General features: G+C 35.7%; 13 protein-coding genes. 2 read left to right on the top strand and 11 right to left on the bottom strand.

All coding sequences use genetic code 11. From position 1 onward, the window contains the following. Positions 1-32: 32 nt before the first annotated feature. The 4 genes from E7274_RS13285 to E7274_RS13270 all read right to left on the bottom strand — a co-directional run bounded on the left by E7274_RS13285 (position 33) and on the right by E7274_RS13270 (position 3,725). Positions 33-209 (bottom strand): hypothetical protein, encoded by a 177-nt coding sequence (locus E7274_RS13285; protein WP_157752314.1) that lies wholly within the window; start codon positions 207-209, stop codon positions 33-35. A 148-nt stretch (positions 210-357) separates the two neighbouring features. Beyond that, the gene (locus E7274_RS13280) at positions 358-483 is read right to left on the bottom strand and encodes a hypothetical protein (protein WP_304176551.1); all 126 of its coding nucleotides are present in this window, start codon (positions 481-483) and stop codon (positions 358-360) included. 167 nt (positions 484-650) lie between these two features. Further along, the gene (locus tag E7274_RS13275; protein WP_304176549.1) at positions 651-2,603 is read right to left on the bottom strand and encodes a DUF1266 domain-containing protein; all 1,953 of its coding nucleotides are present in this window, start codon (positions 2,601-2,603) and stop codon (positions 651-653) included. 27 nt (positions 2,604-2,630) lie between these two features. After that, on the bottom strand, positions 2,631-3,725 hold the full coding sequence (locus E7274_RS13270; RefSeq protein ID WP_304176547.1) for a hypothetical protein: 1,095 nt from the start codon (positions 3,723-3,725) through the stop codon (positions 2,631-2,633). 300 nt (positions 3,726-4,025) lie between these two features. On the opposite strand from E7274_RS13270, the gene E7274_RS13265 reads away from it, so the two are divergent. Both E7274_RS13265 and E7274_RS13260 read left to right on the top strand, forming a co-directional pair. Then, the gene (locus E7274_RS13265) at positions 4,026-4,652 is read left to right on the top strand and encodes a DUF6088 family protein (RefSeq protein ID WP_304176546.1); all 627 of its coding nucleotides are present in this window, start codon (positions 4,026-4,028) and stop codon (positions 4,650-4,652) included. Continuing rightward, entirely contained in the window at positions 4,636-5,538 is a 903-nt protein-coding gene (locus E7274_RS13260) for a nucleotidyl transferase AbiEii/AbiGii toxin family protein (protein ID WP_304176544.1), read from the top strand. Before E7274_RS13265 ends, E7274_RS13260 begins: the two co-directional genes overlap by 17 nt. Positions 5,539-5,619: 81 nt before the next feature. Here the strand turns inward: E7274_RS13260 and E7274_RS13255 are convergent, their stop codons facing one another. The 7 genes from E7274_RS13255 to E7274_RS13225 all read right to left on the bottom strand — a co-directional run. Further along, the gene (locus E7274_RS13255) at positions 5,620-6,114 is read right to left on the bottom strand and encodes a hypothetical protein (RefSeq protein WP_304176542.1); all 495 of its coding nucleotides are present in this window, start codon (positions 6,112-6,114) and stop codon (positions 5,620-5,622) included. Positions 6,115-6,367: 253 nt separating this feature from the next. Continuing rightward, positions 6,368-7,153 carry a hypothetical protein gene (locus tag E7274_RS13250; protein ID WP_304176540.1) on the bottom strand — a complete coding sequence of 262 codons (786 nt, stop codon included), beginning with the start codon at positions 7,151-7,153 and terminating at the stop codon, positions 6,368-6,370. Positions 7,154-7,371: 218 nt separating this feature from the next. After that, on the bottom strand, positions 7,372-8,652 hold the full coding sequence (locus E7274_RS13245; RefSeq protein ID WP_304176538.1) for an IS4 family transposase: 1,281 nt from the start codon (positions 8,650-8,652) through the stop codon (positions 7,372-7,374). A 344-nt stretch (positions 8,653-8,996) separates the two neighbouring features. Continuing rightward, entirely contained in the window at positions 8,997-9,443 is a 447-nt protein-coding gene (locus E7274_RS13240; protein WP_304176536.1) for a hypothetical protein, read from the bottom strand. A gap of 10 nt (positions 9,444-9,453) precedes the next feature. Next, positions 9,454-11,184 (bottom strand): RHS repeat domain-containing protein, encoded by a 1,731-nt coding sequence (locus tag E7274_RS13235; protein ID WP_304176534.1) that lies wholly within the window; start codon positions 11,182-11,184, stop codon positions 9,454-9,456. Between the two features lie 193 nt (positions 11,185-11,377). After that, positions 11,378-11,809 (bottom strand): hypothetical protein, encoded by a 432-nt coding sequence (locus E7274_RS13230; RefSeq protein ID WP_304176532.1) that lies wholly within the window; start codon positions 11,807-11,809, stop codon positions 11,378-11,380. Between the two features lies 1 nt (position 11,810). After that, positions 11,811-12,812: RHS repeat-associated core domain-containing protein (locus E7274_RS13225; protein WP_304176530.1), on the bottom strand; the 1,002-nt coding region annotated here is incomplete at its 5' end.

Below are 12,812 nucleotides of genomic sequence, written 5' to 3'. Positions count from 1 at the left end.
CCGAGGAATTTTTCCTCGGCATCAAATCTATCTTATGAACAATTTACACTCATTGCTACGTTGGGCACCGGCTGGCTGACGCCCTTGTAATTATCGTAAACATTTTTTAAATCTGCTGCTAAAAAACCTGGAAAACAAGCACAAAGTGTGTCGAAATCCATTCCACAGCTACACATTGCTTCTACAGCTCTCAAATCCTGTTCCTTCATACCGGTACCTCCCATTACATATCTAGATACAATATCTAGCACTAACTTGAATATTAGTATAACAATATCTTGTGAAAAAACAATGTTATTTTTCATAACCAAATCAATAAAAAAGCTCCCATTACCTGGGAGCCTGTTGGCAATCACATTATGAACAATTAGCTTCTTTTATCATTATGTTTTCCACGTTGATTAATCTGTAATCTGAATAACCTGTGTTCTCGGTTGTCTTCTTGTAACCTGGAAAGCATTTGCAAATTGAATCAAAATCCATTTCATTCTCTAATAATAATTGTAATGCCCTTAAGTCTTGTACTTTCATGCCTCGTCTTTTTTCCTCCCCGTAGTTTCTTCTTTCTGAAGAACTACTACGGGAGCTAGTTTAACAATAGAATGTGAAAAAGCTATGACCAAACTTTTTAAAATTTATGATTCTTTTCATTACTCCTCCGTCTTCTTGTTCGTATATACGTTAATCTCTACGCCGGAGTACATGCCTTCTGGTTGTACCCAGAAAGTGTACCAGCCCTTTTCGGTTTCATAGGTGTAGTAATCAAGCTGGACATAGCCGTTGTCGAAAGAGTTGTCGCTCTTTGTGAGTGTGCCGTACTTTTCCTGAAGATCTTCAAGTGTGGCTTCGAACTCAACTCCCTGGGCAATCTTAAATGGATAATCCTGGTATTCGTTGAAGCCAAAAATTGTTGCGCGGACGTACTGCACAGGGATGTCACCTAATTTAGCTTCCTCCTCACCATTATTGATGACTATAAAGTTCATTTTGCTGTATTCATTTCCTAAATAGTATCCGGAAAATTCGTACTGCTCATCAGGTTGAACAATGGTATCGGCGCTATCGTCAAAAATGAATCCCAACTCTAACAACTGCTGATAAGTTGTTGGCAGTTGAATAACTGTGTTGTCAATCTGGATTGTGAAATCATCCAGGCTGTCTGAGAGGGCCAACTCAGGGAGGCCTGTATATTCTGCACCAGGACGATACTTGTCTGTCTTCGCCTTGATTGTCATTGCCTGGGCGTAGCTGTAGTTTGAGCCATCCTCCTTAAGAGTGGTGTAGTATTGGTCCATGTTTTGCTGTCCGTTTAAGACAGAGACAAATAGCACGAATGAACTGACCTTTCCGTCTTCTTCTGTGATGCAGATTTTGCTCTTGTTATCGCTGTCATCTGAGATATATAACAAGACTGAATCTGTCATGTCATCATTTTCTATTTCGAATTTATCAATAACATCCTTGGCATCTTCCATGTCCATTCCGGACTTTATATCACCTGGAAGTGATACCTCTACATCTCCCAATGTAGCTGTATCAATATAGTCTACAAATCCGTACTGAACATCAGTGTAGCCTTCTGAAATAGCTTCGGTAGTGACTTTGATGGTCTTTCTGTTGCGGGTAAGCTTGATGGTGTCATCTCTGTTGACGTCCAGCTCAGAAGGAGCATCCTTTATTTCCCATCCGTTGTCTGTAAGCTGCTTGATAGTAAATGGGACATGATACAAATCACCATCGATTTCTATGTTGCCACTTGCTGGATTCTCACCAAGCTCAATTGGCGCAATGTAGCCTTGCACAAATTCAGGAGCTTTGCCCTCCAGGGATTTTGTATCTACCTCCTCCGGCATTTCGTCAAAATATGTGGAGTATGCTTCACCAGTCAGTTCCATATCATAATCGATTGCGTATGCGCCATCATAATATGCAGCCATTCCAACGAAGGCCTGCTGCAGCACAACTCGGTATCCTACGCGAGATGCATCGCCACAATCCCCCTGTCCAACATGACACATATATCCAGTCACATAGTTGTCTCCGTAATCGTCGAAACTATCGAATTCCTGCTGAATCATTTTGGCAACAGGGACTGCATGCATCAAATACTGATTGAACTCTAAATCACCTGCGCAGTAGCTGGCCGCCAGAATCGACTCAGCTGTGCCCAGGTTGTAAGCTCTCTCATATGCTTTTGTATAATCTTCCTCCACCAATGCACTCGCCACCTCTAACGCAGCATCCCCATCCTTTGCATTGTTTTCATCGAGGTATTTTTTTACTGTTTCTATATCCTCTGCTGTTGATTTGGTTCCACCAATCTGCTGCCAATCCAGGCCCTGGCCTTGAACCTCCACAGCAGTCGTTGCCAACAGCCATCTTACTAAATCATTACTCACATTGCTTTCAGTGCAATCTGAAAATGAATCATCCACTAATGGTATATCCACTAACTCCTTTTTATCGATTTCAGCCGCTTCTTCCTTTTTTGCATTTTCTTTGGCAGCTTTGAGGGCTTCATCGTGGATAGTGGTCACGCCACAACCTGCAAGAAGCATCGCCGACATAGACAGAGCAATTAACTCTACCATTTTCTTTTTCATAAAATATCCTCCGCGCATTATACAATTCTATTGCAATTGTTCTATTATCTCTTCCTCTGTATATTCTCCATATAATTCTTCAAAAGCGCAAGAATTATATTCCTCAACTCTGTTCTTCAATTCTTCAGGTGATAGTTGCTCATCAGTGTAATTATTATAATTTACAGTTTCTTCCTCGTAATAACAATCTTCTAAGTATGTAGTTACAAGCTTGTTGTTTTCTATTTTCATGAGTGTATAGCCGTATGTTTCCGTGTCATGTCCAAAGTATCTAAGACTATTTTTATAAGGTACATATTCGTAATTCACGCATCCACCTACACCATATCCACAGAATTCCATAGGCTCTGTCACTGTGCTATTAGAAAAGCTATAAACGCTTATCCAGTATCCTGTATCATCAACAAGAAGTTCAGGTATATCATCTTCATCTATATAAACCAAACTATACTTCAAATCTAATGATTCATATTCTATTTGGTTAAACGCCACAATTGCCTTGTATGCATCACTATATGAACTGATTTCACCATTAACAAGTCCATTTGTAAGCGCATTTATAATATCCTCTGCAGAATAATCATCAGATAATTCTTTTTCTACATATGATTCTATATCATCATCATTTACAAAATAACACGTATCCTCTTCGTATTCGCGCACACAACTTCTGTAGAGCCAGAAATCCTTTTTTCCATGATTGTAACCAACAAAAACAATATCAACGTTTCCATCAAAATTATAATCACATGTTTCTATTTCTGTTATTTGCTCTGGGAATATAAAATTAAAATCACACTTCTTTTCACCATCAATTAGGTATTCTACTCTCTGATCTGAGCTGCCATTGTATTGAGGTATGATTAATTCGATTTCACCATCAACTAATTTAGACTCTAGTTTGACCCTTGATTCACTAGCGCTCTCTTTGCTCCATAAAGATTCTATTTCCTTTGTTTCTTCTGAACTTTCTTCTTCGCCCTGCTCAAACTTTGTCAAAATGTCTTTGGTATCTGCGTCGGCACCTGTACTATCTTGTGAACAAGCCGTAATGCTAATGCCGCATGCAAGGCTTGCCGCAAGCACTACTCTTTTTGTAATTATATTAAAGCTTCTTTTCATAGATCTATCTCCTCCGCCTTTTCTTCAAAAAATAGTGCCCCGTCCTCATCACAAATCGACGACTCTATACCAATCGTGCCGTCTATTTACTTATTTAGTAGTATTGTAATACTCTCCATTATTGCTTTCAAGGGATAATTATTAGAATTTTTAGTGAAAAAATAAAGCTGCCTCAATTGAGACAGCTTTACTGTTATTGAAGTATGCGAGACTACTTTTTCTTTGACATATTCTAATAACATGTTAAAATAGACTTAACGAATTATATTATATATTTCAATGTGTTAAGGCGGTGATGATATGATATACAACTACATAAAAGATAAATATAAAGAAGGTGAGCCAATCTTCTTTTCAGATATATATGATGGCACCATTTCAAAGCCAGCCCTTACCCAGCAACTATCAACGCTATGCAAAAAGGGTTTGCTTGTTAAGTATGATAATGGCATTTATTATATTCCAAAGAAAACCAGGCTTAAATCAGCAGTTGGACCAACAGCAGATACCGTTGCCAAATATAGGTTTATAGTCAAGAATGGAAAGGTTGATGGATTCTATACTGGAAATACCTTTGCAAATCAGATTGGCATCTCTACTCAGGTTCCTCATGTAGTTGAGATAGTAAGTAACAACACTAACTCAGCCCCTAGGGATGTTATCATTGGTAACAGAAAATTTAATGTAAAAAAACCACTTACAGCCATCACCGATGAAAATGTTTACATATTACAAATGCTGTATCTATTGTCGGATTTAGACTCATATTTAGATTATGATTATGAAGAAGCCAGACAATGCTTTTTGAAATTTATTGAATCACATAACATAAAAAGAAGCGACGTGGATAAATATATAAGGAAGTTTCCACTTACAGCATTCAAATTTTATTATGAATTGAGGTTAGACAATGTACTTGCACGATGATAAAGAATTATTTGGCGATATCGTCGCCCTTACTGCAGAAAAGATGGGTCAAGCCCAAGATATCATAGAGAAGGATTACTATGTCACAATTATTCTCAAGGAGCTCTCTTCATGTGATTATCCTATCTGCTTTAAAGGCGGCACTTCTCTTTCGAAGGCCTTTGGAGTAATAGATCGTTTTTCAGAAGATATTGATATCACATTCACTGAGCATTTAGGAAAAAACAGAAGAAAGAATCTTAAATACGATATCTTAAAATCCATTGCAGAAAAATTAGGATTTACAATAGCAAACTGGGATTCTATTGAAAGTAATAAAGATTACAATCACTACGATTTTGCTTATAGCTCCATAGTAGATAATCCTTTTTTGACTACATATGTAAAGCTGGAAACTGCCCTAATGTCTTATGCTTTTCCAACCGAAGAGAGAATGATAGGAAACTATATCTATGAAGCTTTAAAAGATGAGGAACCTGAATTAATTGAAGAGTATAATCTTATGCCATTTCCTATGCAGGTGCAATCTTTAGAGCGAACATTGATAGATAAGCTGTTTGCTTTATGTGACTACTACATTCAAAACAAAGCTGCAAGAAACTCACGTCATCTATATGATATTTATAAGCTTGGACAGCAAGTTGCAGTAGATGATAATTTCAAATCTCTTGTTACTGAGGTTCGTAATCATAGATTAGAAATAAAAGATAATGTAGCTCCTTCTGCCGAGCCTAGCGTAGATATAGCTGCCACAATCAAAGAGTTTTGTGATAAAGATTTCTACGAAAATGATTACGAGCGTACCACCAGAAATCTCATATCTGATGAGATTTCATATCAAGATGTGAAGGCATTTATAATTGAATTTACAAAAGATATTTTTTAATTTATAAAATCATTTCATCTTTCTAATTGGACACGATTCTCACAAATCGTGTCCTTTTTATTGACTATATTGCACATCTCTTTAGTTATTATTGATTAATTTCTTTATAATCCATTTATCTGGATCCTTTTTTATATATGAATTATATACTAATCTTACTGGATCAATTCTCATATGTTTTTCGGAGTCGTATTCTACGAAAAATGAATCAGTAGTCGTAGATTCAGTTAACTTACTATTTTCTTTTTCTTTAAGTAGTATAAATGTCAAAGCTCCTGCTATTCCCATCAACTCACTTTTTATCTCATCCCAATCACTATCAATAATTATGTTGATATTTTCAACAACTAACTCCACACCTTTTTCGAATGATACAGGTCTTTCTTTGTAAAAATCTTTGGCTAGTGCTTCATAATTGTTCTTCACAAACAAAATATCATTCGTGCTGAAAACGGGAACCTCTGTATTTTTTTCCAATAATTCATAACCTTCAGTAATCATATAATTATGAAATTTTTTAATACAATTCCTAAAAGTTTCTTCATCATCATATTCTAAATGAATCTCTTTACCCATTACTCTCAGAAATATCGTTCTAGGTCCAATTAGGTATTCTGTTATTTCAAACTCTTGACTAAAACCATTTATCTTTCTTCTAAAATATGCCAGTGGCTTAGTAGCTAAAAGTTTTGGATGACTCGTAATCTTATAACCTCTATTTTAAGCCTCTTCTCCCATAACCTCTTTTATAATTTTCATATACGATATACTCATATCATGTCACTCCCTGAATTTTAGGCCTGCACATGTGTGGTCAGGCACCTTCTCTTTATCTCACTATTCTATTTCTATATATATCTTCAAATATTGACTTTATTATTTGGAGGTTTCCTCGCTCAATCACACTATTCAAAATAGCAACAATATTTATCGTTTTATTAACTGAACACATTTTATCGATAACTACTGAGCATTCGTCATCAAAATCATATTTCACCCAAACCCCTGACAAATGTTTTTCTAACATAGTAGATAAAAAGACAGAAACATCTTCAAAATCTCTTAAATCTTTTTCTGAAAAATTTATAATGTCACCACGACTATAAAAGTCATATTCTTTTTCTATAAAATCAAACCATATGTTTATATTTTCCAACGAATAATCATCAACCGGTAACTGCGGATGTTTTTCTATAAATCTTTCAAAAATCTCTTCTCGCTTATCATAAATATCTTTAGAAATATTGTTTAATACAATGTAATTTTTAGAAACAGCATTAACTTTCTTTAACTCATCTAAACCTTTAGTTTTTATAAGTTCAAGAAAATATTTAATTAATGCTTCAAAATCATCATCATTTTCAATATGCCAATATTCTCCCATAAATTTCTCGGAAGAATCTAACTTTGATGCCGGAATCGCCGATGTACCTGATAAAAGCAATGTATAATAGGAACTATCATACCTATATTCTAAAATTAGTATTTCTTGATTAACCTCACCTTTTTTTCTGAAAATCCAAGTTTTATTATTATAACCTTGGTATTCAAATCCTTCTTCCTCTAATTTTGAACCTAATACTTTTTTTATAATAGAACTTTTTTTATTAATCATTTTATACCCCATTGGTGTCTGACACCAATGGGGTCAACTTCACAACAACTTAAGAAAAATCTATAAGGATTTTAACTAAATAAATAATACCATATTTAGCGGAGAATATCGTATTTGCGAATTATCTTTTCATATTAAGAAGAATCTAACAAAAAAAATGCATGGAGAATAAGCCAGCAGCTATATAGAAGCTGGCAATGAAACCTCTATTAATTGGATTAAAATGTGACCTTTTTATTTCTGAAGTGAGTTCGCCCAATGGCTTTATTTTTCTTTCTTTTGAAAGATCTACCAGGCTGAATTTGCGACCTATTTTTATAAGCCAAGGATATCAAATCTTCAAAAGTATTAATGTCAATTTGAGAACCTATATAACGAGCAAAGCGATATTTCAGTTGACCTATTATAAATGAGCGATTTGCTTGATATCTATATTTATTTGCAGGATTTGCAGTCTCATCAATTAGTCCATCAACGTGATTTTTGATAAGAGATGCAATATTCGAGAGCATTAGACTTATGAAAAACTCTTGCATAATGGCAACAGGAGTTGCGCCATTGAATTCCTCCAGTTTAAGAGAGCTTTTAAGCTCATGATATTTTATTTCAATTGGCCATCTTTTGAAATATAGCTCTTTAAACATAGGCGCCGTGATAGATTCATCGAAAATGTTAGTGGCAAGATATTCTTTAGTTCCATCATCGAGAGATACCTCAATGACACGGATATCTACATCCTGAGTACCATATTTAGGATTACCCGGAAGAATGGTTAGAGTTTCACCTTTACAGTTTTTTGAAAGCTTAAAATTTTCTCTTAGACGCATAACACAAAGATGATTATGCTCTACACAGTAGCGAAACATGCCTTCAGAATAGTAGCCTCTATCAAAGATAACTATAGAGTTTTTGTAGATTTTGAGAGCTTCTAATGTTTTAAGGTGTTCGATGGCTAGGGCACGTTCACCAGCGAGATATCTATCAATAGAAGCATGAACAATATAGTCTTCAAGTACATCATAAACTGTAGAAGCTAGTGCCATGGTGAATTTTCTGTTAGAATCAGGATAGCCAAACATTTCGCCAAAATGTTCAAAGTTAGATTTGGAATTGGGAAGTTCTATTTTTGAACCATCTATAGCGAAGAGATGATAGCCATTCCAGGTTTTTCTGGAATTAAGATTCTTGTAGAACAGATCTACAGAAATGTTGAACAGATCACGGAATAGATATGGATGGATAAACTGTCTAGCCTTTGAAAGGGCTTGTTTGGTGATGTCAGGAAAAGAAATGGATGATAGTTCTTGCCTAATCGTAGCAAGATTCTGATTCATAGATGCTTTGGAAGAGTATAAGAGATACAGGATTACTTGCTGAAAAGAAAGCTTACGCTTTCTAATAAACTTAGACGGTGCACGGTGAATCTCCATACAATCAGGAGAATCAATGTACTGCTTGATAGCTTGGACAATAGAGTTACAAATCTCGTTTCTTTTCATAAGAAAACCTCCAAAAAATGATCAAATTTAATTCGCCTCGGAAACGAATCTCTTATTGATCAATAGGCGCGAAGCGCCGCATTTTTTGGAGGCTATGTCAAGTGATTTTTGCAAGAAAAATGCAGAGATTTTATAATAAAGAATAAGCTGAAAAGCCTTGATTTTACTGGCTTTTCAGCTTAAGTTGACCACATTGGTGCCTGACCCCATTACGAATTTATTACATTGTAATTTCTATGTAATGGGGTCAGGCACCTTGATTTTAAGTTGACCACATTGGTGCCTGACCCCATTACGAATTTATTACATTGTAATTTCTATGTAATGGGGTCAGGCACCTTGATTTAATTGATTTTTTCAATTACAGCGTACTCGGAATTTGGTAAATAGATTACTTTTACTATATCTCCTTTGTTTATATTATCATCTGCTTTTACAACATTTAGATCATATTCTTTATCATCATATTCCACAATTATGTCTTCACACAAACCAAAAATACCACCCCTAGTAACACCTTGAATAACAGTAGCATTATCTAATAACTCATATTTGTTATCATCAATTAATGGTTTATCTTTAATCATAGGCCAAGCACTCAACCGAACAAAGCAGCAAAAACAGAATACTATTATACCTTTTATCATACATTTTGCTAAAATATCATCTTTATACTTTTCAAATCTATCCCAATATTTTTTACTAAACAGAATATATGATATTGATAAACCACCAACAATAAATAAAAGTATGATTTTAGTAAACTGCTTAAGAAAAAGCTCTTGATACATCTTATTCCTCCTAATTATCCGTACATTCTATTACATTATTTGTCACATAAGTATCTAAATAATTCATTATTGTATTCTTACTACCATTACATCCCAAAAGTGCACGCCCCACATCATCAATCATTTCTGTCGCAGTTCTTTTATCATACTCGCGTAAGAACCAAAGTGGATTAGTCAAATATTCTTTCTCCATTTCCACAAAACCTGGCTGAGCAGAATCCAAAACAGAGTTTCCTGCGTCAAACACTACACCTATTAAGCCTGACAATCCTGCATGCATAAGCGCTTTTTCAACTGGTACTTTTTCACTTCCAAATCCATTTTTCAATGAATCCGCCATTAATGAACCTCCCATTCCTCCAATAAGATTCTGAACAGGTATTCCAGAATTAGCTATAGCACCACCAAAAGCTGCTCCAGAATAACATTCCATTGGAGACATTTCTCCCTTTATTCCATCAGCAATCATTTGCCCACTCATTCCTAAGATAGTTCCAGTCGGATTAACCGCGGCCGACGTTATTATCACAGAAGAATTTGCCATTCCACGGGCGACAGCCTTTTCTACATTTTCGCCATTCTTATAAGCTTTAACACCTTCAGCTGCACCTGTTCCCGCAATTATTAATCCAGCTGCAACTCCTGCACCCGCGCCACAAGTGGCAACAGTTATACCAACAGCAGCGACTGTCGCAGCAGAAGCAACAATTATTTCTTTATGATCACTCACAAATTGCCCCGCCTTGTTTACCCATTCTGGCCAATTACCATTATTATCAGCTATTCCAATAGGATTGCTAAAGCAGTATCCATAGTGATTCAAAGTGAATGGAGCATTAATAAATCCCTTTACATTATCTTCACTCTGGAATCTACCTGTACTTGCATTATAAAATCTCGCCTGTGCAAACTTAAGGCCAGACACCTCGTCTTCTTGGTAGCCAGTGAAGGCAAATGGCTGAATAACGTTACCGTTTGTTGTGTATTCATGCTTTCTTTGCTTTCCGGTTCTTGGGTCGATGTTTCGTCCGAAGTCATCGAATGCATATGATGATACTGCTACTCCATCTGTACCTGTCATGTACATTGGTGAGCCTAGCTCATCCTGGAGATAGTAGTAGTTGCTTCCTGACTTTGACATGCTAATTACGTTGTTGTCATAGATGAAGCTTTCTGTTTCTCCGTTTACAGTTCTTTCAAGAAGATTGTAGTAGTCTCTTGATAGATCACATAAGTATTCTATCTTTTCTTCTGGTCTTGTAGATGCCACCCTAAAACCAAGGCCGTTGTACTGATTCTCTAACTCGCCCTTTGTAGCGTCTGTTACCTTTGCAAGCATGTTTGTTGCATCAAAAGTAAAGGTCTTTTGTAAGAGACCATCTACAAATTCTTTTGTCTGATTACCACGTTTATCGTAGTCGTATGTTTTTACGATTGCCTGACTGTTGTTTAATTCTTTTGCTTCTACTAGTCTATCAAGGACATCGTAGTTGTATGTTGTCTTTACCTCTTTCTCTGTCAGGCTTGTTCTGTTACCAAACGCATCATACTCATAAGCTGATTTAACCTGACCATTTAAACTTGATTCTGTAAGTCGACCTATTGCATCATACTTGTAATCATACTGACCTGATACTGCATCAAGGCCTCTTCTCTTTCTATTTATTCCACTGATAAGTCCTGTGTTGTCATAAGTATAGAAGTACTTATCAAGAACACCTTCTTTATCATGACTTTCCATGCTGTGAAGATTTCCACCTGGAAGGTATGAATACTCCTGCATTACGCCATTAGCATAGCTTTTGTTCTTAACCTTCCAAACTCATCATAGCTATAAGAAATCATTTGAAAATCATAAAATTTGTCATGTACATCGAAGAGCCCAGCTCATACTTTTAACAGTAGTAAAACAAATTAAGTCAACTGGCTTTCTTTTATTTTATTACTCCTTGCTTTGTATTCTTAAGATAATAAACTGTTACATAATCTCCCTCACTAACATCCTTATATGATTTCCTTAAATGTATAGTTATATTTTCATTTTCTGTTTTTATTGTTAAATCGCTATAATATTCGTTTTCCTGCACACTATTATTGGCATACCCTTCTATGCAAGATATTTCTCCTTCCTTCAACAACTTCATGTCTAAAAAACCCAATATAAAAGATACATAAAACAAATATGACACAATTATCCCAAGAACAATTTTTACTATTACTATATCTCTTGAATCCATTCTCAATGATTTTGTAAAGGGTTCCGATAATAATAATTTATTCCCAAAGAGATCAAGCAAATACATCAACGTGGCTACTCCAACCAAAATCATATTTAATACTAACGTGACAAATAATTCTTTTTCCATTTTATTTTTCTCCACAAATATATTCCTGATAAAATTGCTCTAGTGTAAAATTAGCTACTTCTTCTATTATCTTATATACTTCTTCACCGTAATTCTTACCGGTTATAAATTTTACATCAAATGGTAAACAGTGCCCTATAATAGGAGCTAGTATTCCAGATGTAACTCCTGCAAATATACTATGTGTAGCAGTCGAAATTATAGAATGATTTTTTCTTTCATTAACTACTTCTAAAGCATCACCCATTAAAACGCTTGTTGCGCCACCCAAAAAACCTGTATAAACCATATTCTTAATAATATTTAAAGTAGACATTCCTTTAGTGTTTATTTCCGGAATTATTGCACCAGCAAACATTGCTCCAGTATATGATTCCATAGAAGACTGCTTTCCAGTTACTATATCTGATATTCCTTGAATCATAAATCCCGATGCTGCCCCCGCTGGATTAAATGCCAACGAGGCACCAGCTATCATTCCATTTACAGCACCCTTGCCTCCCTCACTTACTATACTATTCATATTAATATTTTGGCCACTTTTTATTTCATTAGTTGCTTCAATAGTTGCACTAGCCGTTCCGACTACTCCAGCACCAACACTAATTCCTGTTGCTACTGTCGCAGAAGCACCTGCATATTCAGCTAACATGGCTGCAGCTCCAACACCGGTGCCAATCGCTGCACCAGCTCCTGCACCTATTAGAGCATTTTTTCCCACTTCTTTCCAGCTAATATCTTCACCTTTAACCAACGAAGATGCAATTGTAGCACCACCACCTATTACACCACCAATAGCCGCACCAATAACTACTGTCGGAAGATTACCATCCAAATCTTCCTTATACATGGGTGAATTCCAACAATACAAATAATGATTTATCGATTCTGGATAATCTATAAATCCCCTTACTTTATCCTCACTAACAAATCTACCTACCCCAGCATCATAGTATCTAGCCTGTGCAAAGTAGCTTCCTGTCATTTCATCATGCTGGTAGCC

The organism is Pseudobutyrivibrio ruminis, assembly GCF_015057245.1.
GTDB classification, from domain to species: Bacteria; Bacillota; Clostridia; order Lachnospirales; family Lachnospiraceae; genus Pseudobutyrivibrio; species Pseudobutyrivibrio ruminis_E.
The sequence above is the reverse complement of the archived record's forward strand: the minus strand, read 5'-3'. Positions and strand labels throughout refer to the sequence as shown.